This is a genomic window from Rhodococcus sp. ACPA4 (assembly GCF_002300185.1).
Taxonomy (GTDB): Bacteria; Actinomycetota; Actinomycetes; order Mycobacteriales; family Mycobacteriaceae; genus Rhodococcus_F; species Rhodococcus_F globerula.
On the sequence record NZ_NSDY01000001.1, the window covers coordinates 297322 to 321997 of the forward strand.

22 protein-coding genes and 2 tRNA genes are annotated in these 24676 nt (G+C 61.8%); 18 read left to right on the forward strand and 6 right to left on the reverse strand.

Features of this window, described 5'->3' with window-relative positions; translation table 11 throughout:
* The first annotated feature begins 131 nt into the window (after positions 1-131).
* From CJ178_RS01365 to CJ178_RS01385, 5 genes are read left to right on the forward strand one after another with little or no spacing between them, the layout of a single operon-like run.
* The gene (locus CJ178_RS01365) at positions 132-1085 is read left to right on the forward strand and encodes an STM4015 family protein (protein WP_174557351.1); all 954 of its coding nucleotides are present in this window, start codon (positions 132-134) and stop codon (positions 1083-1085) included.
* Positions 1051-2193, forward strand: a complete 1143-nt coding sequence (locus CJ178_RS01370; protein ID WP_257012964.1) for an STM4014 family protein — start codon at positions 1051-1053, stop codon at positions 2191-2193. The genes CJ178_RS01365 and CJ178_RS01370 overlap by 35 nt, the downstream gene beginning before the upstream one ends.
* Positions 2190-3059 carry an STM4013/SEN3800 family hydrolase gene (locus CJ178_RS01375; protein ID WP_230590369.1) on the forward strand — a complete coding sequence of 290 codons (870 nt, stop codon included), beginning with the start codon at positions 2190-2192 and terminating at the stop codon, positions 3057-3059. Before CJ178_RS01370 ends, CJ178_RS01375 begins: the two co-directional genes overlap by 4 nt.
* Positions 3056-4396: an STM4012 family radical SAM protein gene (locus CJ178_RS01380; protein WP_033236592.1), complete on the forward strand. Its 1341-nt coding sequence runs from the start codon at positions 3056-3058 to the stop codon at positions 4394-4396. The genes CJ178_RS01375 and CJ178_RS01380 overlap by 4 nt, the downstream gene beginning before the upstream one ends.
* Positions 4393-5289, forward strand: a complete 897-nt coding sequence (locus CJ178_RS01385) for an STM4011 family radical SAM protein (protein ID WP_033236591.1) — start codon at positions 4393-4395, stop codon at positions 5287-5289. Before CJ178_RS01380 ends, CJ178_RS01385 begins: the two co-directional genes overlap by 4 nt.
* Positions 5290-5349: 60 nt before the next feature.
* Here the strand turns inward: CJ178_RS01385 and ilvD are convergent, their stop codons facing one another.
* Both ilvD and CJ178_RS01395 read right to left on the reverse strand, forming a co-directional pair.
* Positions 5350-7191 (reverse strand): dihydroxy-acid dehydratase, encoded by a 1842-nt coding sequence (gene ilvD, locus CJ178_RS01390; protein WP_033236590.1) that lies wholly within the window; start codon positions 7189-7191, stop codon positions 5350-5352.
* A 114-nt stretch (positions 7192-7305) separates the two neighbouring features.
* Positions 7306-7833, reverse strand: coding sequence for a PH domain-containing protein (locus CJ178_RS01395; RefSeq protein WP_033236614.1), 528 nt, complete (start codon positions 7831-7833; stop codon positions 7306-7308).
* A 267-nt stretch (positions 7834-8100) separates the two neighbouring features.
* Between CJ178_RS01395 and CJ178_RS01400 the strand changes: the two genes are divergently transcribed.
* The 10 genes from CJ178_RS01400 to CJ178_RS01445 all read left to right on the forward strand — a co-directional run bounded on the left by CJ178_RS01400 (position 8101) and on the right by CJ178_RS01445 (position 18895).
* Positions 8101-10041: an acetolactate synthase large subunit gene (locus tag CJ178_RS01400; RefSeq protein ID WP_033236589.1), complete on the forward strand. Its 1941-nt coding sequence runs from the start codon at positions 8101-8103 to the stop codon at positions 10039-10041.
* Entirely contained in the window at positions 10038-10541 is a 504-nt protein-coding gene (ilvN, locus tag CJ178_RS01405; RefSeq protein WP_033236588.1) for an acetolactate synthase small subunit, read from the forward strand. The genes CJ178_RS01400 and ilvN overlap by 4 nt, the downstream gene beginning before the upstream one ends.
* 52 nt (positions 10542-10593) lie before the next feature.
* Positions 10594-11595 (forward strand): ketol-acid reductoisomerase, encoded by a 1002-nt coding sequence (gene ilvC, locus CJ178_RS01410; RefSeq protein ID WP_172937779.1) that lies wholly within the window; start codon positions 10594-10596, stop codon positions 11593-11595.
* Between the two features lie 250 nt (positions 11596-11845).
* On the forward strand, positions 11846-13438 hold the full coding sequence (serA, locus tag CJ178_RS01415) for a phosphoglycerate dehydrogenase (protein ID WP_033236586.1): 1593 nt from the start codon (positions 11846-11848) through the stop codon (positions 13436-13438).
* A 72-nt stretch (positions 13439-13510) separates the two neighbouring features.
* The gene (locus CJ178_RS01420) at positions 13511-14524 is read left to right on the forward strand and encodes a 3-isopropylmalate dehydrogenase (RefSeq protein ID WP_033236585.1); all 1014 of its coding nucleotides are present in this window, start codon (positions 13511-13513) and stop codon (positions 14522-14524) included.
* Between the two features lie 100 nt (positions 14525-14624).
* Positions 14625-15398 (forward strand): fumarylacetoacetate hydrolase family protein, encoded by a 774-nt coding sequence (locus CJ178_RS01425; RefSeq protein WP_033236584.1) that lies wholly within the window; start codon positions 14625-14627, stop codon positions 15396-15398.
* Between the two features lie 348 nt (positions 15399-15746).
* On the forward strand, positions 15747-16907 hold the full coding sequence (locus tag CJ178_RS01430) for an alkane 1-monooxygenase (RefSeq protein WP_045067164.1): 1161 nt from the start codon (positions 15747-15749) through the stop codon (positions 16905-16907).
* Positions 16908-16999: 92 nt separating this feature from the next.
* Positions 17000-18475: a glutamate--tRNA ligase gene (gene gltX, locus CJ178_RS01435; RefSeq protein ID WP_033236583.1), complete on the forward strand. Its 1476-nt coding sequence runs from the start codon at positions 17000-17002 to the stop codon at positions 18473-18475.
* Positions 18476-18628: 153 nt separating this feature from the next.
* Positions 18629-18700, forward strand: a tRNA-Gln gene (locus tag CJ178_RS01440).
* A gap of 122 nt (positions 18701-18822) precedes the next feature.
* A tRNA-Glu gene (locus CJ178_RS01445) sits at positions 18823-18895 on the forward strand.
* A 142-nt stretch (positions 18896-19037) separates the two neighbouring features.
* On the opposite strand, the gene CJ178_RS01450 is transcribed toward CJ178_RS01445, so the two are convergent.
* The 3 genes from CJ178_RS01450 to CJ178_RS01460 all read right to left on the reverse strand — a co-directional run bounded on the left by CJ178_RS01450 (position 19038) and on the right by CJ178_RS01460 (position 20568).
* Positions 19038-19250 carry a DUF5302 domain-containing protein gene (locus CJ178_RS01450; protein ID WP_033236582.1) on the reverse strand — a complete coding sequence of 71 codons (213 nt, stop codon included), beginning with the start codon at positions 19248-19250 and terminating at the stop codon, positions 19038-19040.
* Between the two features lie 30 nt (positions 19251-19280).
* A complete protein-coding gene (locus CJ178_RS01455) occupies positions 19281-19790 on the reverse strand; it encodes a pyridoxamine 5'-phosphate oxidase family protein (protein WP_033236581.1) in 510 nt (169 codons plus the stop codon).
* Positions 19791-19866: 76 nt separating this feature from the next.
* Positions 19867-20568: an IclR family transcriptional regulator gene (locus tag CJ178_RS01460; RefSeq protein ID WP_033236580.1), complete on the reverse strand. Its 702-nt coding sequence runs from the start codon at positions 20566-20568 to the stop codon at positions 19867-19869.
* A 182-nt stretch (positions 20569-20750) separates the two neighbouring features.
* Between CJ178_RS01460 and leuC the strand changes: the two genes are divergently transcribed.
* The 3 genes from leuC to CJ178_RS01475 all read left to right on the forward strand — a co-directional run bounded on the left by leuC (position 20751) and on the right by CJ178_RS01475 (position 23640).
* Positions 20751-22163: a 3-isopropylmalate dehydratase large subunit gene (leuC, locus tag CJ178_RS01465; RefSeq protein ID WP_033236579.1), complete on the forward strand. Its 1413-nt coding sequence runs from the start codon at positions 20751-20753 to the stop codon at positions 22161-22163.
* Positions 22164-22190: 27 nt separating this feature from the next.
* Positions 22191-22799 carry a 3-isopropylmalate dehydratase small subunit gene (gene leuD / locus CJ178_RS01470; protein WP_033236578.1) on the forward strand — a complete coding sequence of 203 codons (609 nt, stop codon included), beginning with the start codon at positions 22191-22193 and terminating at the stop codon, positions 22797-22799.
* 157 nt (positions 22800-22956) lie between these two features.
* Positions 22957-23640 carry an HU family DNA-binding protein gene (locus CJ178_RS01475; protein ID WP_033236577.1) on the forward strand — a complete coding sequence of 228 codons (684 nt, stop codon included), beginning with the start codon at positions 22957-22959 and terminating at the stop codon, positions 23638-23640.
* Positions 23641-23751: 111 nt separating this feature from the next.
* On the opposite strand, the gene CJ178_RS01480 is transcribed toward CJ178_RS01475, so the two are convergent.
* Positions 23752-24675 carry an NUDIX hydrolase gene (locus CJ178_RS01480; protein ID WP_095885953.1) on the reverse strand — a complete coding sequence of 308 codons (924 nt, stop codon included), beginning with the start codon at positions 24673-24675 and terminating at the stop codon, positions 23752-23754.
* Between the last annotated feature and the right edge of the window lies 1 nt (position 24676).

The following is a 24676-nucleotide window of genomic DNA, read 5'->3' on the forward strand; positions in this document are numbered from 1 at the left end:
CGCAGCAGCAGCGCATTCCGGTCAGTCTCTCCGCGCGTCGTGTCGCGTCATTTCAGTACCTGTCGGTCGGTCTTGCTATCAATAAGCGATCAACCGCGACGCTCGCGGTACCCGACTTGAAGGAGATCGTGATGATCCAGGCCCATCTCGACGCGTTGCACGGGCTTCCGGCTTTCGACTTCCCAGCTGCGGGGGCGACTGATTCAGCACTGCCCGCTGCGGGTGCTGTGGCGTGGCGCATCTCGGTGGAACCGTATTCGGATGACTCGGAAGAGTTTTCCGAGGCCTGGGCACGGTTTGTCGAGAAGGTGGACCTGTCGGCGGTGCAGGCTCTGATCATCGGCCAGTGGGGTGAGTCGTACGAGGTCAACTCGTCGTCGATCGTGGAACTGGTTGTCGAGCAACGTCACCGGTTGACGTCGCTGCGGGCGCTATTTCTCGCGGACATCACACAGGAGCAGCAGGAGATTTCCTGGATTCAGCAATCCGACGTCACTCCTGTACTCGGCGCGTTTCCGGAGTTGGTCGAGTTCGGCATTCGTGGTGGCACGGAATTGCAGTTCCCAGAAACCAGTCATAGTGCGCTACGTCGATTGACCGTCGAGTCGGGTGGACTGCCCGCCGCAGTTGTCCACGGTGTGTCCTCTAGTAACTTCCCGGCGCTCGAGTTTCTCGATCTGTGGCTCGGGACAGACAATTACGGGGGAGACGCGACCATCGAGGATCTGGCTGTCATTCTCGGCGGTACGAAATTGCCGTCGTTGCGGCACCTGGGTCTGCGTAACAGCGAGATTCAGGACGATATCGCCAAGGCGATTGTTACTGCCCCGATTCTCGGGCAGCTCACCACGGTGGATCTTTCGATGGGCACGCTCTCGGATGACGGCGCCCAAGCGCTTCTCGGCACCAGTTCTTTCAAGGGTCTCGAGTTTCTCGACCTGCACTACCATTTTCTCAGTGATGCCGCGATCACGGAATTGACCCGGCATTGCGCCGAATTGGGAGTTCGGGTCGATCTGTCCGAGCAGACCGACGCGGATGAGTACGACGATGAGATCTGTCGATATGTTGCAGTCTCCGAGTAATCCCTCGTCGCCGCCTTTCCATTCGCGGTTCGTAGTTATCGGGGTTACGGGCAATCGTCGAGTTTCCGGGTTTGTCGACGCGGTCACGGCAGCGGGATTGCCGACTCCGCGTGTTCTGGGTTGGCGTGAGATTATCGGTCGAGATTATGGTTTCGACGCTGGCGAGATCGTTCGAATCGATTCGCCCGGAGAAGATTCCGTGGTGGACCGATACCTTCGCGGTACGGACGAGTCGACACGGGTTGAGGGCACCGGCAAGTGGTATCGACGATTCACTACCGAGATTCGCGAGATTACCGATCGAGCAGATCGCGTCGGTGCTCGGGTTCTCGGTGATGCGAACGAGATCGCGATGATGTTCGACAAACGGCGCTGCCATCGCCACCTCGACGCTGCCGGGGTACGGGTCCCCGCGGCGTTGGAGACTGCGCCCCGAAGCTACGCCGAACTCGAGCAACTAGCAGCCGACGCACACATGCCACGAGTGTTCGTCAAGCTTGCTCACGGCTCGTCGGCGTCGGGAGTGATTGCGCTGCAATGGGGTCCGCGCGGGCAGGTCCGGGCCGTCACGTCGGTGGAAGTGAGTGCTGATGGTGCGCTGCACAACTCACTTCGAGTGCGCACATATCGAACGAGGGCTGCCATCGCGTCAATTGTCGATCGGCTCGCGCCCGACGGACTTCATGTCGAAGTGTGGATACCCAAAGCATCGCTCGGCGGACGCACCGCCGACGTTCGTGTGGTGGTTGTCGGGGGTGTTGCCACCCATGCCGTAGTGCGGACCAGCGCTTCTCCGCTTACCAATCTGCATCTTGGCGGTACCCGCGGTGCACTCGTCGACGCGATGACTGTTGCAGGTGAGAACTGGTCACAGCTTCTGGAATTGAGTGAGCGGGCAGCAGCGTGTTTTCCGGCGGCACCCCATGTCGGAATCGACGTCTTGCCCGGCGTCGGGTGGCGACGCTTCACGGTGGGGGAGGTCAATGCGTTCGGAGATCTCCTGCCGGGGCTTACCGGTCTGCCCGGAAGCCCCGCCGAGGGAATGACTACGTATCAAGCACAAGTAGATTCGCTACAGAAATCGGAAAACGTGGAGTATGCCCGGTGAACAACCGTGACATGAACGACGTCGACATGAACGACGTCGACACGAGCTACCCCGACATGAATGAGGTCGTCGGGCAGGACGACATCCTGTTGCTCACGTTGGACACGCTCCGCTACGACGTCGCCTGCGAACTGGCCGCGAGTGGGCGCATTCCCACTCTCGCGTCGTACCTCCCCGGGGGACGGTGGGAAAAGCGCCATGCCCCGGGAAGTTTCACCTACGCCTCTCATCAGGCGATTTTTGCCGGCTTTCTCCCGACCCCGGCCAGCCAGGGTCCGCACCCTCGATTGTTCGCTGCTCGATTCGCCGGGAGTGAATCCACCGCCGACGGAACGTTTGTGTTCGAGGGCCCCAATGTGGTGGACGGTCTGCGGCAGGTCGGCTACCGCACTGTGTGTATCGGCGGGGTCGGGTTCTTCAACAAAGCCGCGCCCCTAGGTTCGGTGATGCCCTCGATGTTCGACGAGAGCTATTGGGAATCGCGCTTCGGTGTGACCTCTCCGGAATCCTTCGCAGCGCAAGTCGAGTGTGCCGAGACGGTGGTGGCCGGTCTCGAACCGGACCAGAAGCTTTTCCTGTTCGTCAATGCCGCTGCGCTGCATCAACCCAATTGGTTCCACCTTGCAGGTGCTAGCGCCGAGTCGGGAGACACCCTCCAGTCCCATGCTGCCGCACTCGAATACATCGACCGCCATATCGCACGACTGCTGCAGGCCATGAGTTCACGGCGGCGGTGCTTTGCCATCGTCTGTTCCGATCACGGCACAGCGTACGGCGACGACGGTTGGACCGGGCACCGGCTGGGTCACGACAGCGTGTGGACAGTTCCCTATGCACATTTCTTCGTGGAAGGGCCACAGCAATGAGTCTCGCAGTTACGGTACGTCCGTACCAAAATTACGTTTATGCGTATCCGCACAAGACGGCGTACCGGCCGCTACAGCATCGCCCGTCGTTGCAGAAATTGTGGGCGTCAGAGCCGAAAGACGCACTGTCGCTGTACCTACATATTCCGTTCTGCGAGGTTCGCTGCGGATTCTGCAATTTGTTCACTCGTATCGGCGCGCCGGGTGAGATGACCACCGCATACCTCGACGCACTCGAGCGCCAAGCACGTGTTGTGTCGGACGCTGTCGGCGACGGAACTCACTACGACGCCGTGGCCTTCGGCGGCGGCACCCCGACCTTTCTCGATGCCTCCGAACTCGACAGATTGTGCGACATCGCGGAACTCCGCATGGGCGCGGATCTTTCGTCTGTTCCGTTCTCGGTGGAGGCGTCGCCGTCGACGGTAACCGCCGACCGGATGTCCGTGCTGGCATCCCGCGGAACTACTCGCCTGAGTCTGGGAGTGCAGAGCTTCATCGACTCCGAGGCGAGGGCGGCAGCGCGGCCGCAGAAGCGGGCCGATGTCGACGCCGCGCTCGGGCGGATCCGGGACGCTCGAATTCCCGTGCTCAACATCGATCTCATCTACGGCATCGACGGTCAGACCGAGCAGACCTGGCGGCAATCCCTCGACGCGGCGTTGGCGTGGGAACCGGAGGAGCTGTATCTGTATCCGCTCTACGTTCGAGCGCTCACGGGTTTGGGCAAGAAAACAGCGGTCACGGAATCCGATGCCGAGTGGGACGAGCGGCGTCTGCGCTTGTATCGGTTCGGCCGCGACTACCTAGAGCAGGCCGGGTATCGGCAAGTCTCGATGCGTATGTTCCAGCGCGAGGGCGCGGTCATCGACGGGGCGGCCGACTACGCGTGCCAGACCGACGGCATGATCGGATTGGGGTGCGGCGCACGCTCGTACACCGCTGACCTTCACTATTCGTTCGATTACGCGGTGGACATGCGGGAGATCCGCGGGATCATCGACACGTTCATCGCCCGGCCGGCCGACGAGTTCGCCTACGCGGAAGTCGGTCGATTCATGACTCCCGATGAGACGCGTCGCAGGCATCTCGTGCAGTCGGTGCTTCAGGCCGAAGGGATGGATGTGTCCGACTATCTCGCGCGGTTCGGAACACTACCTACCGACGATTTTCCGGAGGAATTGAAGGCCTTCGAAGCGGCCGGGTGGTTGGCGGGTGATCTACAGTCCGATCGACTGAAACTCTCGCCCGAAGGTCTGGCGCACTCCGACGCGATCGGCCCGGCGTTGTTCTCAGCGAGTGTCCACCGGGACATGGCAGAGTACGAGGCCAAATGAACTCCTCGTTGTCGATTCTCTACCGCGGTCCGTTGGCGAGTTGTAATTACGACTGCCCGTACTGCCCGTTCGCGAAACGCCGTGATCCGCCAGCCGAATTACGCGCGGACAGAGCATCATTGGAACGGTTTGCAGCTTGGGTGGCCGAGCGGACGGATCTACGGTTGTCCGTGCTGTTCACGCCGTGGGGTGAGGCACTGGTGCGGTCCTGGTATCGGCGCACTCTCGCGGAACTGAGTTGGTTGCCTCACGTCGAACGGGTTGCGATACAAACCAATCTCAGCGCTCGCACCACGTGGCTTGCCGACGCAGACCCGTCGACGCTGGCGCTGTGGTGCACATTTCATCCGGGGCAGATCTCGCTCGAGAAATTTGTTGCGAAATGCCGGGAACTCGACGGCGGTGGCATCCGCTATTCGGTGGGGGTCGTCGGATTCCCGGAGCATCTCGATCTGGCCCGTGAGCTGCGGCAGAAACTACCCGAGAATGTCTACCTGTGGGTGAATGCGGCCGAGGGGCGAGTGTATTCGGACGATGAAGCGCAGGTCTGGACCGAACTGGACCCGCTTTTTCCCTACAGCCGGAACCCGCATCCGAGCGTCGGAAAAGCTTGCAGAACCGGAGAATCCGTCATCTCCGTCGACGGTGACGGCACTATTCGGCGGTGCCATTTTGTCCCCGAGGTGATCGGGAATCTGTACGACGGCAGCCTCGAACAAACACTGACCGCACGAGAATGTCCAAAAACGATGTGTGACTGTCACATCGGCTACGTGCATCTCGAATCGCTGCCGCTCTACGACGCTTTCGCCGGGGGAGTGCTCGAGCGCATACCGGCCACGCTTACGAGTTCGCTTGTGAGCAGGCAGTTACCCCTGCACGTAGTGCGGTGAAACAGAAGATCCCCGGCCGCGTTATCAACGCTGCCGGGGATCTTCGCTAGCTTCTGCTATCTACGGGACGTACCGAACCGCGCCCTTGTCAGCCGACGTTGCCAGCGCAGCGTAGGCGCGCAGGGCGGTGGTGACGGTGCGCTGACGGTCAACGGGGTGCCACGGACGCTCCGAGGCTTCCATCTTGGCGCGACGCTCGGCGAGGACGTCGTCGTCGACCAGGATCTCGAGTGTGCGGGACGCGACGTCGATGCGAACCTGATCGCCGTTCTGCACCAGGCCGATAACTCCGCCGGCAGCAGCCTCGGGGGAGATGTGGCCGATGGACAGACCGGACGTGCCACCGGAGAAGCGGCCGTCGGTGATCAACGCGCATTCCTTGCCGAGGCCTGCGCCCTTGAGGAAGGCGGTGGGGTGCAGCATTTCCTGCATGCCCGGTCCGCCCTTTGGTCCTTCGTAACGCACGACCAGGACGTCGCCGGCCTTGATCTTCTTCTGCAGGATCACCGAGACGGCTTCTTCCTGCGACTCGACGACCAGAGCCGGGCCCTGGAACGAGAACAGTTCCTCGTCGATGCCGGCCGTCTTGAGGATTGCGCCGTCGACGGCGATGTTGCCGCGCAGGACGACCAGGCCGCCTTCCACGGTGTAGGCGTTCTCGACGTCGCGGATGCAGCCACCGGCAGCATCGGTGTCGAGGGCAGACCATCGGTTGTCCGTCGAGAACGGTTCGATGGTGCGCACGCCGCCGGGAGCAGCATGGAACAGTTCGATCGCTTCGTCTGTTGCCTTGCCGGAGCGGATGTCCCAGTCGTCGAGCCACTGGTCGAAGCTCTTGGTATGCACGGTCGAGACGTCGGTTTCGAGGAGTCCGCCGCGGCGAAGCTCACCGAGCAGCGCGGGGATTCCGCCGGCACGATGGACGTCTTCCATGTGGTAGTCCGAGTTGGGGGAGACCTTGGACAGGCACGGCACCTTGCGGCTGATCGCGTCGATGGTGTCGAGGTCGAAGTCGACCTCGCCTTCTTGCGCCGCTGCCAGCGTGTGCAGGACGGTGTTGGTGGAACCGCCCATGGCGACGTCGAGAGCCATCGCGTTGCGGAACGCTGCCGGGGTCGCGATGTTGCGCGGCAGAACCGACTCGTCGCCGTCGCGGTAGTACTTCAGGGCAGCCTCGACCACGGTGGTGCCTGCGCGAGAGAAGAGTGCGTGACGTGCCTTGTGGGTTGCCAGCGTGGAGCCGTTGCCCGGCAACGCGAGACCGAGGGCCTCGGTGAGGCAGTTCATGGAGTTGGCCGTGAACATGCCCGAGCAGGATCCACATGTCGGGCACGCACTGCGCTCGACCTCGTCGAGGCCTTCTTCCGACACGGCGTCGTTGGCGGAGGCGGAAATTGCGGTGATGAGGTCGGTGGGGGCCTGGGCCACGCCGCCGACAACCACTGCCTTACCGGCCTCCATCGGTCCGCCGGACACGAAGACCGTCGGGATGTTCAGACGCATCGCGGCGTTGAGCATGCCGGGAGTGATCTTGTCGCAGTTGGAGATACACACCAATGCGTCGGCCGTGTGGGCGTTTGCCATGTACTCGACCGAGTCGGCGATGATCTCGCGGCTCGGGAGTGAGTAGAGCATTCCGCCGTGGCCCATGGCGATACCGTCGTCGACGGCGATGGTGTGGAACTCACGAGCGACGCCGCCGGCCTCACGAATGGCCTCGGCAACGATCTCGCCCACGTTCTTGAGATGCACGTGGCCGGGTACGAACTGGGTGTACGAGTTCGCTACGGCGACGATCGGCTTACCGAAGTCGGAATCCGTCATTCCTGTGGCGCGCCACAGGGATCGGGCTCCGGCAGCATTACGTCCGACGGTGGTGGTGCGTGACCTCAACGGGGGCATGGGCGTGTTCCTTATGTGATCGTTGCTGATCTACTTCTGCTGCGCGAACAACAGGGCTGTGTGCTTACGCGGCGAAAAGAATTGAAGCGAGGGCGATTCAACGCTACTCGCGTGCTACTTCTGTTCTGATTCGGGCTGGTCGTTCGACGGCTCGGATTCGGATTCGGGCTCAAGGGCGCTGCCGCTTGCGGACTGTTCGGCCCGTTCCGCTTCTTCGGCGTCGAAGGCGTCTGCCGCTGCCGCGTAGGGATCGGTGATGCGACCACCGCTGGCGATCGCAATTTCGGGGAGCCGGACAAAGCTGACGGCTGGCAGTGTCACCTCTGTTCCGTCGGTCAGTTCGGCGCGGGCCCAGCTGCGCTTCGGGAAACGGAAGCCCTTGACCTCGTCCCAGCTCAGCGTGCGGCTGGAGAACATCGAACGAACCTCGAGGCCGTCGGGGCTGACGGTGGTGCGGACTCGGGCGACGAAGTAGACGGCGATGATCGGCAGGATCAGCAACCAGCTGAATGCTGCGGGCCAGCCGAAGATCGGGAAGCTGACCGCGAAGAGCAGGAAGGCGCACGCCATGTAGGCGAGCTGCGAAATGCGGATGACGTGCCGAAGTGGTTTCGGCGTGTGGGATGATTGAACCGGTGGCACGGGCTGCTGCGAAGTTGACACCTCTACATCTTCGCATTGCAGCCGATGTATCTCAGATTCTGGGACGGTTGACTCACCAAGTTTGCCGTTCGCGACTAGCGCCTCTACTGTCGAGTGCGTGAAACAGAATGAGTTGCTCGTAATCGACCGGCGCGTCGTCGCCTGAGTCGATAATTTTCAACTCACCAGATAACGACGCGCCACCCTCGCTCAGCAGATGCTGACGGGGGTTTTTTGTTGCCCGGAGCCAAATCAGAGGATTTCCCAGTGAGCGCACCAACAGCACGGCCTCAACCCACGCCGCGCAAGTCAGGGACACCGAGCCCGACTACCGCGGCTGCCGCATCGCAGACGGCTACCCGTCGCCAGCTCCCCCCGGAGCGGGTAACGGGCGCGCAGTCTGTCGTTCGCGCCCTCGAAGAGCTCGAGGTCGACACGGTATTCGGCATCCCCGGCGGTGCCGTGCTGCCTGTGTACGACCCGCTCTTCGATTCGGTCAAGGTCCGTCACGTACTTGTGCGCCACGAGCAGGGTGCCGGCCATGCCGCCACGGGTTACGCGCAGGCCACCGGCAAGGTCGGCGTCTGTATGGCCACCTCGGGTCCCGGTGCAACCAACCTGGTCACGCCGCTGGCCGACGCTCAGATGGACTCCGTTCCGATCGTGGCCATCACCGGACAGGTCGCGCGTTCGCTGATCGGTACCGACGGCTTCCAGGAAGCCGACATCTCCGGTATCACCATGCCGATCACGAAGCACAACTTCCTGATCACCGACGGTATCGACATCCCGCGCATCATGGCCGAGGCTTTCTACCTGGCATCGAGCGGTCGCCCCGGCGCGGTCCTGGTCGATATCCCCAAGGACATCCTCCAGGCTCAGACCACGTTCTCGTGGCCGCCGGAGATGCGCCTGCCCGGATACCGTCCGGTCACCAAGCCGCACGGCAAGCAGGTCCGCGAAGCTGCGCGCCTGATCGCCGACGCCAAGTCTCCTGTCCTCTACGTCGGTGGCGGCGTCATCAAGTCCGAATCCTCTGCCGAGCTGCTCGAACTCGCCGAGCTGACGGGCATTCCCGTGGTCACCACGCTGATGGCCCGCGGCGCGTTCCCGGACAGCCACGATCTCAACTGCGGCATGCCCGGCATGCACGGCACTGTTGCCGCAGTGGCAGCACTGCAGCGCAGCGACCTGCTGATCACGCTCGGCGCCCGCTTCGACGACCGCGTGACCGGTCAGCTGAATTCCTTTGCTCCCGATGCCAAGGTCATCCACGCCGACATCGACCCGGCCGAGATCGGCAAGAACCGTTACGCCGACGTCCCGATCGTGGGCGACTGCAAAGAGGTCATCACCGAACTCATCGAGGCCATCCGTGCCGACATGGCCACGGGCACCACGTTCGAACTCACCGAATGGTGGGCGTACCTGAACGACATCCGTCGTACATACCCGCTGAGCTACGACCGTCCCACCGACGGTCAGCTGAGCCCCGAGTTCGTCATCTCGACCGTCGGCAAGCTCGCCGGACCGGACGCCATCTACTGCGCCGGCGTCGGCCAGCACCAGATGTGGGCAGCCCAGTTCGTCAGCTACGAGAAGCCGCGCACATGGCTCAACTCGGGTGGACTCGGCACCATGGGCTACGCGGTTCCCGCTGCCATGGGCGCAAAGATGGGCATGCCGGACACCGAGGTGTGGGCCATCGACGGTGACGGCTGCTTCCAGATGACCAATCAGGAACTGGCCACCTGCGCGCTCGAGGGTATCCCGATCAAGGTCGCCCTCATCAACAACGGCAACCTCGGCATGGTTCGTCAGTGGCAGACACTCTTCTACGAAGAGCGCTACTCCAACACCAACCTGGGAACGCACGGCGCCATCCGCATCCCGGACTTCGTCAAGCTCGCAGAAGCCTTGGGCTGCCACGGAATTCGTGTCGAGCGCGAAGAGGACGTCGAAGCTGCGATCCGTGAGGCGCAGTCCATCAACGACAAGCCTGTCGTGATCGACTTCATCGTCACCGCCGACGCACAGGTGTGGCCGATGGTCGCCGCTGGAACCAGCAATGACGAGATCATGGCGGCCCGGGGTATCCGGCCGCTGTTCGACGACGACGAGGCAGTAGCCGAGCCCGCCGTCATCCATGAAGCCATGTCACGCGAGCAAGCCGGACCCGCCGCGGGCACAGGGGAGGACCAGCAGTGAGCACCACCCACACCCTCAGCGTTCTCGTCGAGGACAAGCCAGGCGTGCTCGCTCGCGTCTCCGCCCTGTTCTCCCGCCGAGGATTCAACATCGAATCCCTCGCGGTGGGCGGCACCGAGATCCCCGAGATCTCTCGAATGACCATCGTCGTCACGGTCGACGAGTTCCCCCTCGAGCAGGTGACGAAGCAGCTCAACAAGCTGATCAACGTCATCAAGATCGTCGAGCAAGACGGTGATGCTTCCGTCGCTCGCGAGCTTGTGCTCATCAAGGTGCGCGCAGATGCAAGCGTGCGCACCCAGGTCATCGAAACGGTGAACCTGTTCCGCGCCAAGGTAATCGACGTCTCCCCGGAGTCCGTCACCATCGAGGCGACCGGTACCCGGTCCAAGCTGGATGCACTGCTGCGGATGCTTGATCCGTACGGTATCCGGGAGATCGTTCAGTCCGGGGTCGTGGCAGTCGGTCGAGGGCCGAAGTCGATCACGGCCACCCGCTAGTACTTTAGACACGTAATAATCCAAGGAGAGGTTGAGAACTGTGGCAGTCGAGATGTTCTACGACGACGATGCCGATCTGTCGATCATTCAGGGCCGCAAGGTTGCTGTGATCGGCTACGGAAGCCAGGGCCACGCCCATTCGCTGAGCTTGCGCGACTCGGGTGTCGAGGTCCGCATCGGCCTCAAGGAGGGCTCCAAGTCCCGCGACAAGGCTGAAGAAGCAGGCCTGACGGTCGGCACGCCGGCAGAGGTTTCCGAGTGGGCCGACGTCATCATGGTGCTCGCACCGGACACCGCCCAGGCAAGCATTTTCACCAATGACATCGAGCCCAACCTCAAGGACGGCGACGCGCTGTTCTTCGGTCACGGCCTGAACATTCACTTCGACCTGATCAAGGCTCCGGAGTTCGTCACCGTCGGCATGGTTGCGCCCAAGGGCCCCGGCCACCTGGTGCGTCGTCAGTTCGTCGACGGCAAGGGCGTTCCCGCGCTCATCGCCATCGACCAGGACCCCAAGGGTGAAGGCCAGGCTCTCGCTCTGTCCTACGCCAAGGGCATCGGCGGAACGCGCGCAGGCGTCATCAAGACCACGTTCAAGGAAGAGACCGAGACGGACCTCTTCGGCGAGCAGGCTGTGCTCTGCGGTGGCACCGAGGAACTGGTCAAGACCGGTTTCGAGGTCATGGTCGAGGCCGGCTACGCACCCGAGATGGCGTACTTCGAGGTTCTGCACGAGCTCAAGCTCATCGTCGACCTCATGTACGAAGGCGGCATCGCCCGCATGAACTACTCGGTGTCCGACACCGCTGAGTTCGGCGGCTACCTGTCCGGCCCGCGCGTCATCGATGCAGGCACCAAGGAGCGCATGAAGGCGATCCTGGCCGACATCCAGTCCGGCGAGTTCACCCGTCGTCTGGTTGCCAACGTCGAGAACGGCAACACCGAACTCGAAGGCCTGCGCAAGGCTAACGCCGAGCACCCCATCGAGGTCACCGGCAAGAAGCTGCGCGACCTGATGAGCTGGGTCGATCGTCCGATCACCGAAACGGCGTAATTAAGCTGTTTCAGCTTGTCTTCACTCCGGCCTGATGCCTGCTTCGGTCCAATTATCTTGGACCGGAGTGGCATTGGGCCGGAGGTCTTTGTCGGGCCAACTGAAGCCCGCCGTAATTCTCATTGAGAATTCGCCCGCAAAAGTGTCCACTATGTGGTATTGCCTACCGAGTTGTGGACGCCGAGACGGCGCGCACTAAACTACTGGGGGTTAAACCACCCCCACACCCACCTAATCAGGGAGTTTGCACGTGAGCCAGCCTGGCCGCCCCGTTGTTCTGATCGCAGACAAGCTCGCGCCGTCCACAGTCGAGGCACTCGGCGACGGTGTGGAGGTGCGGTGGGTCGACGGACCCGACCGCGCTGCCCTGCTCGCAGCTGTGCCCGATGCCGACGCGATTCTTGTTCGCTCCGCCACCACCGTCGACGCCGAGGTTCTGGCCGCAGGCACCAAGCTGAAGATCATCGGCCGCGCCGGTGTCGGCCTGGACAATGTCGAGATCCCCGCAGCCACCGAGCGCGGCGTGATGGTCGTCAATGCACCGACCTCCAACATCCACTCGGCAGCCGAGCACGCAGTTGCTCTGCTCATGTCGACGGCTCGCCAGATCCCCGCCGCAGACAAGACCCTGCGCGAAAGCACCTGGAAGCGCAGCAAGTTCAACGGCGTCGAGATCCTCGGCAAGACCGTCGGCGTTGTCGGCCTCGGCCGCATCGGCCAGCTGTTCGCACAGCGTCTCGCCGCGTTCGAAACCACCATCATCGCGTACGACCCCTACTTGCCCGCAGCTCGCGCAGCGCAGCTCGGCATCGAACTGGTCACCATCGACGAGCTCGTCGAGCGTGCGGACTTCATCTCCGTTCACCTCCCCAAGACCAAGGAAACGGCCGGCCTGATCAACGCCGAGCGTCTCTCCCGCGCCAAGGACGGCGTCATCATCGTCAACGCCGCTCGCGGTGGACTGATCGACGAAGATGCGCTGTACGACGCTCTGGTCTCCGGCAAGGTTCGCGGCGCCGGTCTCGATGTGTTCAACACCGAGCCTTGCACCGACTCCAAGCTCTTCGGCCTCGAGAACGTCGTCGTCACCCCGCACCTCGGTGCTTCGACGTCCGAAGCTCAGGACCGTGCAGGCATTGACGTCGCCAAGAGCGTTCTCCTGGCTCTGGCCGGCGACTTCGTCCCCGAGGCAGTCAACGTCTCCGGTGGCCCGGTCGGCGAAGAAGTTGCTCCGTGGCTCGAGCTCGTCCGCAAGCTCGGTCTCCTTGCTGCGACACTGTCTCCCGAAGCTGTTCAGACGGTCCAGGTTGTCGCCTCCGGCGAGCTGTCCGCTGAAACCGTCGACATCCTCGGCCTCGCTGCTCTGCGCGGCGTGTTCTCCGCAAGCAGCGACGAGGCTGTCACGTTCGTCAACGCTCCGGCACTCGCCGAGCAGCGCGGCGTCACCGTGTCCGTCGAAAAGCACTCCGAGGCACTCGCTCACCGCAGCGCAGTCGAGGTTCGTGCAGTTGCCGCCGACGGCACCGTCACCTCCGTCACGGGCGCACTCACCGGCCTGCAGCAGGTCGAGAAGATCGTCAGCATCAACGGCCGCAGCTTCGACCTGCGCGCCGAGGGTCACAACATCGTTGTCCACTACGGCGATCGCCCGGGTGTTCTCGGTGTGCTCGGTACCGTCCTCGGTAACTCCGGCATCGACATCCTCGCCGCAGCACTGAGCCAGGACGCCGAAGGCGAAGGCGCAACGGCGATCCTGCGCGTCGACAAGGTTGTCTCCGACGCCGATGTCGAGGCAATCGTCTCGCAGCTCGACGCCCGCGTTGCCCAGGTCGACCTTTCCTGATTGTTTTCACTGTGCGCCTTTGTCAACCCTTGCGGTTGATGAAGGCGCACAGTTCTACCGAATGAGGATTCAATGAAGCTTGCGGTCATTCCCGGTGACGGAATCGGTGTCGAGGTCACAGCTGAAGCACTCAAGGTGCTCGGCAAGTTGGTCCCCGATCTGGAAACCACCGAATACGATCTCGGTGCCCGTCGCTACAACGCCACCGGTGAACTGCTGCCTGCAGACGAGCTGGACCAGATCCGTCAGCACGACGCAATCCTGTTGGGCGCCATCGGCGATCCGCGGATCGTTGCGCCGGGCATCCTCGAGCGCGGTTTGCTGCTGAACATGCGTTTCCAGCTCGATCATCACGTCAATCTCCGTCCGGCGCAGCTGTACCCGGGTGCCACGTCGCCGCTCGCGGCGCAGCCCGAGATCGACTTCGTGGTGGTTCGTGAAGGCACCGAGGGCCCGTACACCGGTAACGGTGGCGCCATCCGCGTCGGCACCGATCACGAGATCGCGACCGAGGTGTCGATCAACACGTGGTTCGGCGCCGAGCGTGTTGTTCGTTACGCATTTGCGTTGGCGCAGACGCGTTCCAAGCACCTCACGCTGATCCACAAGACCAACGTGCTTTCCAACGCGGGAGCGATCTGGACGCGTGCGATCGAGACCGTCGGAGCGGAGTTCCCGGACGTCGAGACGGCGTACTGCCACATCGACGCTGCCACCATCTACATGGTGACCGACCCGTCGCGCTTCGACGTCATCGTGACGGACAACCTGTTCGGTGACATCATCACCGACCTGGCCGGCGCGGTGACCGGCGGAATCGGTTTGGCCGCAAGCGGAAACATCGATGCGTCCGGTACCAACCCGTCGATGTTCGAGCCCGTTCACGGCAGTGCCCCGGACATCGCCGGCAAGGGAATCGCAGATCCCACCGCCGCGATCCTCTCTGCCGCACTGCTTCTTCGCCATCTCGGACGCGAGGACGACGCCGCTCGCGTCGAGGCTGTGGTCGCTGCTGACCTGGCTACCCGCGGCGACGGCCCGATCTCCACCACCGAGATCGGCGACCGCATTACTGCAGCACTGTAAGCACCGCCGCTCTGTAAGATTCGTCTCACGGCTCTGACGCGCGTAAGCCTTACGGCTTGCGCGCGTCAGTCGTTTCCGGCATCCCGATAGACTTGCCAACATGCGTCTTGGTCGAATTGCCAGTCCCGATGGTGTTGCGTTTGTCAGTATCGAAGGTGAAGAGGATGCCCTCGTCGCCAAGGAAATTGCCGAGCACCCGTTCGGGAACCCCACCTTTACCGGCCGTAGTTGGCCACTAGCCGATGTGCGCCTGTTGGCGCCGATCCTTGCCAGCAAGGTGATCTGCATCGGCAAGAACTATGCGGATCATGTTGCCGAGATGGGCGGCGAGGCGCCGGCAGATCCGGTGATCTTCCTCAAGCCCAACACATCCATCGTCGGCCCCGGTGCGCCGATCGTGTTGCCGCCCAGTTCAACCGAAGTGCATTTCGAGGGTGAACTCGCGATCGTCATCGGGCAGCCGTGCAAGGACGTTCCGGCCGCAAAGGCCCTGAGTGTTGTTCTCGGATACACCGTTGCCAATGACGTGTCTGCGCGCGATCACCAGCGCCACGACGGTCAGTGGACCCGAGCAAAGGGTCATGACACGTTCTGCCCGCTCGGTCCGTGGATCGAAACGGCTTTGGATCCGTCGGACGTCGACATCAAGACCGAGGTCAACGGCGCAGTCAAGCAGGACAGCAGCACTGCTTTCCTTCTGCACGACATTCCGAAGATCATCGAGTGGATTTCGGCTGTCATGACTCTGCTCCCGGGCGACGTCATCCTCACGGGCACCCCGGCCGGGGTCGGTCCGATCGTTGACGGCGATTCCGTCTCGGTCACGGTGTCCGGGATCGGCACGCTCACCAACCCGGTGATCGCAAAACGCTGACCATCACGTTCGATCAGGGGCCTCATCCGTACGGGTGAGGCCCCTTTTCGATTTCTTGTCGGTTTGATAACTGTCTGTCCCGCCTTGCAGAAGAGTGAAATAGTTATGAGGTAGTTATCATCACAATTGCGTCCAATCAGCGTTACGGACGCGTAATTAGAAGTTCCTGAATGTGTATTTTTACCTGCATGTTTATCGCCAGAATAGGAACAAATACGACTAAAAGGGCAAATCGTATAGATGATAACCCTGGGTTTGCCAATGTAACGTTCATCCGTATTCTGGTCGATAACTGGTGTGATGCCAGTGGGGTATTAATGAGATTTCGGAAAATGGAGGCTGTGGCACATGGGCGCCTTTACTGCGTACCGGCGCACTCGGTCGATCGGGCCGAGTGAGTCCGCAGCACCGAAGTGGCGCGACAAGAAGCGATATCTGTGGCCGCTAGGTCTACTGGTGCCGCTCAGTCCGTTCGCGGCATGGTTCCTGGTGGAGAAGCTGACGCTGGGTCTGTTCTGGGCTGTCGGGGCCTGGTTGATCGTGATTGTGATTCCGCTTGTCGATCTGCTTGCCGGTGAGGACGGGAACAGTCCGCCGGACGAGAAGATTCCGGAGTTGCAGGCCGATCGTTACTACCGCTGGTGCACGTACCTGTTTCTGCCGTTGCAATACATCGGCCTCGTGTTTGCGTGCTGGTGCTGGGTGAATTCGCCGATGGCGTCGGGGGAGAAGTTCGCGCTCGCGATGACCGTCGGAGTCGTTGCCGGCGTTGGTATCAACGCGGCGCACGAAATGGGCCACAAGAGTGAGAAGCTCGAAAAGTGGTTGGCCAAAATCGCACTGGCGCAGTCTTTCTACGGCCACTTCTTTGTCGAACACAATCACGGTCACCACGTGCGGGTGGCAACACCCGAAGATCCCGCAAGTTCGCGGTACCGCGAGAATTTCTGGTTCTTCTTGCCGCGGAGCGTTATCGGGGGGCTGCGCTCCGGGTGGCAGATCGAGCGCGCTCGCCTCGAACGTGCGGGAGTGAGCACCTGGAGTTACAAGAACAACATCCTCAATGGATGGGCGATGAGTGTGGTGTTGTTCGGCTCGCTCATCGCGGTATTCGGCTGGGAGATCGCGCCGTGGCTCGTTGTGCAGGCCATTGCCGGATTCACCTTCCTGGAAACGGCGAACTACCTCGAGCATTACGGGTTGCTCCGCGCCAAGCGTGACGACGGTACATACGTTCGCTGCTCACCGGAGGACAGTTGGAACAGCGACCATGTCGTGAGCAATTTGTTCCTTTATCAATTGCAGCGTCACAGTGATCATCACGCCAATCCGCGTTTGCGCTACCAGAGCCTTCGCAGCGCCGCCGACGCACCGCAGTTGCCGGCGGGATACGCGGTCATGATCGTCTGTGCGTGGGTCCCGCCGTTGTGGCGCTCGATCATGGACAAGCGACTTCTTGCGTATTACGACGGCGACATGAGCCGGATAAACGTGCTTCCCGGACGCTGACGGTTGGCGCGCTCACCACTTTCAGGGAAAACGAAGAGTCGGCGGGACTAATCTGTAGTACGACCATCCATCATCGCCGAGCCAAGTGAGCCATGACCAACAGCGAAGTACGCGTCCGTTTCTGTCCGTCACCCACCGGAACCCCGCACGTGGGTTTGGTGCGCACCGCCCTTTTCAACTGGGCGTTCGCACGACATCACGGTGGAACCTTCGTGTTCCGCATCGAAGACACCGATGCTCAACGGGACAGCGAAGAGTCTTATCAGGCGATCCTCGACGCCCTGCGCTGGCTGGGTCTGACATGGGACGAGGGCCCCGAGGTCGGTGGACCGCATGCGCCGTACCGCCAGTCCGAGCGTCGTGATCTGCATCTCGACGTCGTCGCAAAGTTGCTTGCGGCGGGCGAGGCTTACGAGTCGTACTCGACCAACGAAGAGGTGGAAGCGCGGCACAAGGCAGCCGGACGCGATCCGAAGCTCGGCTACGACAATTTCGATCGGGATCTCACCGACGAGCAGCGCGCGGCGTACATCGCAGACGGACGTAAGCCGGTAGTTCGCCTTCGGATGCCTGATCACGACCTGACGTGGAACGACCTCGTTCGCGGCGAGACCACGTTCAAGGCCGGAACGGTGCCGGACTTCGCGTTGACGCGCGGCAACGGCATTCCTCTCTACACGCTGGTCAATCCCGTCGACGATGCGTTGATGAAGATCACGCACGTTCTGCGCGGTGAGGACCTCCTCTCGTCCACTCCGAGGCAGTTGGCTCTGTACGAGGCGATGATCCGGATCGGTGTTGCGGATTTCACGCCGTCCTTCGGTCACCTTCCCTTCGTGATGGGTCAGGGCAACAAGAAGCTCTCCAAGCGTGACCCCGAGTCCAACCTGTTCATTCACCGTGACCGCGGGTTCATCCCCGAGGGACTGTTGAACTACTTGGCTCTGCTCGGATGGAGTATCGCGGACGACCACGACGTGTTCTCGCTCGACGAGATGGTTGCGGCGTTCGACATCTCCAAGGTCAATTCCAATCCGGCACGGTTCGACCAGAAGAAGGCCGACGCGATCAACGCCGAGCACATTCGCTTGCTCGAGCCGGCTGACTTCGCGGCCCGTCTGAAGTCGTTCCTGGTCGAGCACGGCCACATCAGTGCCGACGTGGACGAAGCGACGTTCACTGTTGCTGCCGACCTCGTGCAGACCCGCATCGTCGTTCTGTCCGACGCGTGGGATCTGCTGAAGTTCCTGTTCGTCGACGAGGCGTCGTTTGCTCTCGATCCTGCTGCTGCGGCCAAGAACCTGAAGGAAGATGCGGGTCCGGTACTGGACGCGTCTCTTGCTGCACTCGACGCCGTCTCGGAGTGGACGGCGGCAAGTATCGAGGAAGCCCTCAAGAAGGCGCTCATCGAGGATCTGGAGCTCAAGCCGCGTAAGGCCTTCGCTCCGGTCCGGGTGGCGATTACGGGCTCTCACATCAGCCCTCCGCTGTACGAGTCGATGGAATTGCTCGGTCGCGACGTCTCTCTTGCCCGGTTGCGTGCCGGTAGGGCAGCAGTAAGCGCCTAAATAGGATTGTCTCCGGCCGGAAATGAAGTAAAAACGTCCCGTGACCATACGATTTGGTATTTGGGGCGGGGGTACTGGTAATCTTCTTTTCGGCCGGAGACGAGCCGCCAAGCATTACAGCGAAGCGGAGCGAGCAAGGCCAAGCAAGACCTTTGGGGTATGGTGTAATTGGCAACACAGCGGTTTCTGGTACCGCCATTCTAGGTTCGAGTCCTGGTACCCCAGCGAAAATCCGGTCGATTTTGCAGCCGGACTCAGACAAGCTAAGCTTGCTGAGCTTCCAGAGAACAGCCCGAAAGGGAAGTTCTTGAAGTGCGAAAAAATAGAACATGCTTAAAGCGTGTCCTGGCCCCGTCGTCTAGCGGCCTAGGACGCCGCCCTCTCAAGGCGGTAGCGCGGGTTCGAATCCCGTCGGGGCTACAAAAGAAAGACCCTTCGATCATCTGATCGGAGGGTCTTTCTTGTTATGCGCTCAATCAGTGAACAGTGGCGCCACAAAACAATCACCCCAGTCGAAATCGACTGGGGTGATTGTCATCTCATCTTCGGGATGGCCGCGTGCCTATCCGCTCTTGCGACGGAATTCGCGTTTGTGATCAGCGGAACCATGAGTGCTGTGGACCTTCGACTGACCGTCGCGATGATCGGCTGCAGTGGCGTTGCTGTGGTTCTTGCGCTCGAGTGCTTCGCGGAACTTGCGCTTGTTGGCCTCCGCCGGTGTTTCCGATTCAGACGTCGTTTCGGATTCCGGATTGGTACTGTCCTGCTCGCTCATCTGTGTGCTCCTTGGATTTTGGGCCTGTGGTCAAGCTACGCCTTCAGGAGCGGGAGCTGTAGACCCGGACAACGGCATCGCCGGCATTCCGAGTTTGCGGTGGTCCCAGGACCGTGTGCGCTCGGGGATGAAGCGTACCGCGACGCGTTTGTGGAGCATGGCGTCGACTGCTGGTCGTAGATCGTCGGAGTAAGGCCCGGTGTACCGCTCCCAGACGCTGATGCCGACCGCGAACAAGGCGTCGGGGTCGTCGACTATTTCTCCGACGCCCTCCATCGAGACGCCGCGGAGAGTGTCGTACGTGAGACCGTCCTCGATCAAGACCGACATCCGCGAGTCGCGTCGTAGGTTAACGGCTTTCTGGGATTTGGCCTTGGTCTCGAACCAGATCTCGCCGTCCACGATCGCAAACCACATCGCGATGAGGTGCGGCATGCCGTCGCCGCTCAGCGTGGCCATCGTTGCAGTACGGCTCTTTTCGACGAAGTCCGAGATTTCGGACTCCGTCATCGTGATCTGGCTGCGTTGTTTTCCGGTCATGACGGCAGTGATCTCCTCGGCTGCGGGTACTCCTGAAGTTCTTACTGTGGCACGGATTACATGATTACGTGTTCGATTACAGGCGCTTGTGCAGCGCTTCTGCCGCCGCGAGAAGGTCGGCTGCCCACCGTGCGCCGGGGCGCCTACCCATCCGGTCGATCGGTCCGGATACCGAAATCGCCGCCACGACAGTGCCGGAGCTGTCCCGTACCGGTGCCGCCACACTGGCAACTCCTGGCTCGCGCTCGGCCGCACTCTGGGCCCAGCCCCGCCGGCGAACTTCGAGAAGGACGCGCTCTCCGAAGGTCGCGTCGGCCAGAACCGCGCGCTGAGTCTGCGGATCTGCCCATGCGAGAAGGACCTTGGCACCCGAGCCGGCATTCATCGGCAGGCGCGCGCCGACCAGGACGGTGTCACGCAAGCCGGTCGGCGGTTCCATCGATGCGACGCAGACGCGTGCCGTACCTTCGCGTCGGTACAGCTGCACGCTCTCTCCGGTGATCTCACGCAAGCGGGGGAGGATGAGCCCCGCCGCGGCGATCAGAGGATCATTGGCAGTGGCAGCCAATTCGGCGAGGCCGGGGCCGGGACACCACAGGCCGTCGGAGTCGCGGGCGAGAAGTCGATGGACCTCGAGGCCGACGGCAAGGCGGTGTGCGGTGGCCCTTGGCAGGCCTGTGCGCGCACAGAGTTCGGAGAGGCTGCACGGTTCCTCGGCTACTGCATGGAGCACGCCCATTGCTTTGTCCAGCACGCCGATGCCGCTATGCTGTCTCATAGGTCGATACCAAGTTCTCGCATAGTGGGATAGTAGCGCATGATCTTCGACAGGTCAGCAGCATCCACTTTCGAGAATTTGATGCGCAGCATGAGAACTGTTGGGCTGTCGGACTTACATTTCACGCGCGGCGGGCCAGCCCGTAGTTCGTCGACGCGAGGCTACGTACAGAGGTGGAAGACATGGCACAGAAAGCACGCACTCTCGCCGAGAAGGTGTGGGACGACCACGTTGTAGTGAAAGGCGAGGGACAGAATCCCGACCTGATCTACATCGATCTCCACCTCGTCCACGAAGTGACAAGCCCGCAGGCATTCGACGGATTGCGATTGGCCGGACGGAAGTTGCGCCGTCCCGATCTGACGATCGCCACCGAGGATCACAACGTCCCGACGATCGACATCGACAAGCCGATCGCCGATCCTGTCTCCAAGACACAGGTCGACACCCTGCGCCGAAATTGTGAAGAGTTCGGAGTTCGCTTGCACCGCATGGGCGATCTGGATCAGGGCATCGTGCATGTGGTCGGCCCACAGCTCGGACTGACGCAGCCGGGAACCACCGTCGTGTGCGGCGACTCGCACACCTCGACCCACGGCGCTTTCGGCGCTCTCGCAATGGGAATCGGCACCAGCGAGGTCGAGCATGTGATGGCAACGCAGACATTGTCGTTGCGCCCCTTCAAGACGATGGCGATCACCGTCGACGGTGAATTGCCGCCTGGCGTCACGAGTAAGGATCTGATTCTTGCTGTCATCGCCAAGATCGGCACCGGCGGTGGCCAAGGATATGTCCTCGAGTACCGCGGCGAGGCGATCCGGAAACTGTCGATGGAAGCGCGTATGACCATCTGCAACATGTCGATCGAGGCCGGTGCCCGTGCCGGCATGATCGCCCCGGACGAGATCACGTACGAGTTCATCAAGGGACGTCCGCACGCGCCGACCGGCGCGGACTGGGATGCAGCAGTGGCTGCTTGGGAACTGCTGAAGACCGACGACGGAGCGGAATTCGACAACGAAGTCCACATCGACGCCAGTGCTCTGACGCCTTTTGTCACGTGGGGAACCAACCCGGGACAGGGTGCGCCGCTCGGTGACCGTGTTCCGAATCCGGAAGAAATCGTCGAAGAGAACGAACGTCAGGCAGCCGAGAAGGCGCTCACCTACATGGGACTCGACGCCGGAATGCCGCTGCGTGAGGTCTCGGTCGACACCGTCTTCGTCGGTTCCTGCACCAACGGTCGAATCGAAGATCTGCGTGAGGTCGCCGGCGTTCTCGAGGGTCGCCATGTCGCAGAAGGTGTTCGGATGCTGATCGTTCCCGGTTCGATGCGGGTGCGCGCGCAGGCCGAAAGTGAAGGCCTTGGCGACATCTTTGTTGCCGCAGGAGCAGAGTGGCGCCAGGCCGGCTGCTCGATGTGCCTGGGTATGAACCCGGATCAGTTGGCGCCTGGTGAGCGTTCGGCCTCGACGTCGAACCGGAATTTCGAAGGCCGTCAAGGCAAAGGCGGGCGGACGCATCTGGTTTCTCCGCTCGTCGCTGCCGCCACCGCCGTCCGTGGAACGTTGTCGGCACCGTCCGATCTGGTCTGACGTACCTAACACTCGAGGAGAATTTTGATGGAATCCTTTAGCACGCACAAGGGAATCGGCGTACCGCTGCGGCGCTCGAACGTCGACACCGACCAGATCATCCCGGCTGTTTATCTGAAACGCGTGACGCGCACCGGGTTCGAGGACGGATTGTTCGCCGGCTGGCGCACCGATCCGAACTTCATCCTCAACCACGCGCCGTACGACAAGGGCAGCGTCCTTGTTGCCGGTCCGGATTTCGGAACAGGCTCGTCGCGAGAGCATGCCGTTTGGGCGCTATCCGACTTCGGTTTTCGCGTTGTGATCGCGTCGCGCTTCGCAGATATCTTCCGCGGCAACGCCGGAAAAGCGGGCCTGCTGGCCGCACAGGTGGAGCAGAGCGACGTCGAACTGCTGTGGAAGTTGCTCGAAGAACAGCCCGGACTGGAATTGACCGTCGACCTCGAGAACCGGACAGTGAGTGCCGGAACAACGGTGGTGCCCTTCAGTATTGACGACTACACGAGGTGGCGTCTGCTCGAGGGTCTCGACGACATCGGACTGACATTGCGCCAGGTAGAGGCGATTTCCGAGTTCGAAAAGTCAAGGCCGTCATGGAAACCGACTACCCTCCCGGCCCAAATTTCCCAGGGCTGAACGGAAATCGGGGATAGCGGGCAAGAAGAGAAATAGGTCACGATTTCGGGGCTACGTTGATTGAGAATTGGCGTGGCACATAGACTCTTGCCGTTATCAGGTTTACCGTAGTTCTCAGTCGGTCCTACGGTGGACCATTATTTGCGGAGGAATTTCAATGAACAAGGCAGAGCTCATCGATGTTCTGACTGAGAAGCTGGGTTCGGACAGGCGCACAGCAACCGATGCAGTGGAGCACGTCGTGGACACCATCGTCCGCGCCGTCCACCGTGGCGAGAGCGTGACCATCACCGGCTTCGGTGTCTTCGAGCAGCGTCGTCGTGCGGCACGTGTCGCACGTAACCCGCGTACGGGCGAGACCGTCAAGGTCAAGCCGACGTCGGTTCCGGCTTTCCGTCCGGGCGCACAGTTCAAGGCGGTTATCGCTGGCGGCCAGAAGCTTCCGGCCAGCGGCCCGGCAGTCAAGCGCGGCGTAGCAGCACCGGCCACCAAGGCAGCAGCCAAGAAGGCAGCAGCCAAGAAGGCAGCAGCCAAGAAGACGGCAGCCAAGAAGGCTCCGGCCAAGACCGCAGCCAAGAAGACGGTTGCCGCTAAGGCTCCGGCGAAGAAGGCTCCGGCCAAGACCGCAGCCAAGAAGACGGTTGCCGCCAAGGCTCCCGCCAAGAAGGCTCCGGCCAAGACCGCAGCCAAGAAGACGGTTGCCGCTAAGGCTCCCGCCAAGAAGGCTCCGGCCAAGACCGCAGCCAAGAAGACGGTTGCCGCCAAGGCTCCCGCCAAGAAGGCTCCGGCCGCCAAGAAGGCTCCGGCCAAGAAGGCTCCGGCCAAGCGCGCTTCCAAGTAGTCGCGCTCGGGCGAAAAGCCTGACGCTGGAAAGCAAGCAGTAAAAGCAAGAGGCGCGGCCCGCGATGACGATCGCGGGCCGCGCCTCTTGCGTTGTTTTCAGTACCCTTTTCTAATTGGCGACTTTCGGGAGCGGGCTGTCGAGATGATCAGCCGCGATCAGTCGGTCGCCTACGAGCGAGAGAACCCAGGTGCTGCCCTTGCGGTTGCGCGCTGAGGGCAGTGTTAAACCCGCTGATTCGCTCCACCAGGCCATCAGATCCGGAATGACGCCTCCTTGGCTGCAGATGACCGGTGTGCCGCCTGCAGAGGCAATCTCGAGTACCCGCGCACGGGCAGCTTCTGGATCTTCCGCGTATCCTTCTTCGCTCAGAAGTGGTTCGATCCCGATCTCCACTCCGAGAGCCTCGGCGAGCGGCATCACAGTTTCGATGCAGCGAGTTCGGTCGGCGGAATAGACGGTGTCCGCGCCGAAAATGCGTAACTGCGACGCCAAGGCCGCGGCCTGTTCCTTGCCTTTGGCTTCGAGGGGGCGAAGTGTGTCGTCGCCCTTGTACCGCTTGCGACTTCCCGCTTTTGCGTGACGGACCAGCAGCACGGTTCGGGTATCGGGTGGTGCGGAGACAAAGCGGCGCAGGATCATCCGATCCATCGGATACGAGAGATGGTCAGGGACTTCGTCGATCGGAAGCCAGTGCAGAACGTCCACTTCGCTGTTCGGACCAAAATCTCCGTCGACGGCTTCTGCGGCCCAATACTCGACGCGCTTGAGTTTGCGGTGCCCAGGAACCGGATAGGTGACACCACCGAGGTGACGTCCGAAGCGGCCGGTGATCGACGTTTCTTCCTGCACTTCACGAACAGCGGCCGTCAGGAATGTTTCACCCGGGTCGAGTTTGCCTTTGGGAAAAGACCAGTCGTCGTATTTAGGGCGATGAACAACGGCGATTTCGACGGCCTCCGGATTATCGGGAGCCTTTCGCCATAACACTGCGCCGGCGGCAAAGATATTCGCTTTGACAGGTTTGTCAGCCATG

Excerpts from the sequence above, each read along its gene's own strand:
- CJ178_RS01365 (WP_174557351.1), top strand. The coding sequence starts at position 132 with ATGATCCAGGCCCATCTCGACGCGTTGCACGGGCTTCCGGCTTTCGAC.
- CJ178_RS01370 (WP_257012964.1), top strand. The coding sequence starts at position 1,051 with ATGAGATCTGTCGATATGTTGCAGTCTCCGAGTAATCCCTCGTCGCCG.
- CJ178_RS01380 (WP_033236592.1), top strand. The coding sequence starts at position 3,056 with ATGAGTCTCGCAGTTACGGTACGTCCGTACCAAAATTACGTTTATGCG.
- CJ178_RS01385 (WP_033236591.1), top strand. The coding sequence starts at position 4,393 with ATGAACTCCTCGTTGTCGATTCTCTACCGCGGTCCGTTGGCGAGTTGT.
- ilvD (WP_033236590.1), bottom strand. The coding sequence starts at position 7,191 with ATGCCCCCGTTGAGGTCACGCACCACCACCGTCGGACGTAATGCTGCC.
- ilvC (WP_172937779.1), top strand. The coding sequence starts at position 10,594 with ATGTTCTACGACGACGATGCCGATCTGTCGATCATTCAGGGCCGCAAG.
- CJ178_RS01420 (WP_033236585.1), top strand. The coding sequence starts at position 13,511 with ATGAAGCTTGCGGTCATTCCCGGTGACGGAATCGGTGTCGAGGTCACA.
- CJ178_RS01425 (WP_033236584.1), top strand. The coding sequence starts at position 14,625 with ATGCGTCTTGGTCGAATTGCCAGTCCCGATGGTGTTGCGTTTGTCAGT.
- CJ178_RS01430 (WP_045067164.1), top strand. The coding sequence starts at position 15,747 with ATGGGCGCCTTTACTGCGTACCGGCGCACTCGGTCGATCGGGCCGAGT.
- gltX (WP_033236583.1), top strand. The coding sequence starts at position 17,000 with ATGACCAACAGCGAAGTACGCGTCCGTTTCTGTCCGTCACCCACCGGA.
- CJ178_RS01450 (WP_033236582.1), bottom strand. The coding sequence starts at position 19,250 with ATGAGCGAGCAGGACAGTACCAATCCGGAATCCGAAACGACGTCTGAA.
- CJ178_RS01455 (WP_033236581.1), bottom strand. The coding sequence starts at position 19,790 with ATGACCGGAAAACAACGCAGCCAGATCACGATGACGGAGTCCGAAATC.
- CJ178_RS01460 (WP_033236580.1), bottom strand. The coding sequence starts at position 20,568 with ATGAGACAGCATAGCGGCATCGGCGTGCTGGACAAAGCAATGGGCGTG.
- leuC (WP_033236579.1), top strand. The coding sequence starts at position 20,751 with ATGGCACAGAAAGCACGCACTCTCGCCGAGAAGGTGTGGGACGACCAC.
- leuD (WP_033236578.1), top strand. The coding sequence starts at position 22,191 with ATGGAATCCTTTAGCACGCACAAGGGAATCGGCGTACCGCTGCGGCGC.
- CJ178_RS01475 (WP_033236577.1), top strand. The coding sequence starts at position 22,957 with ATGAACAAGGCAGAGCTCATCGATGTTCTGACTGAGAAGCTGGGTTCG.
- CJ178_RS01480 (WP_095885953.1), bottom strand. The coding sequence starts at position 24,675 with ATGGCTGACAAACCTGTCAAAGCGAATATCTTTGCCGCCGGCGCAGTG.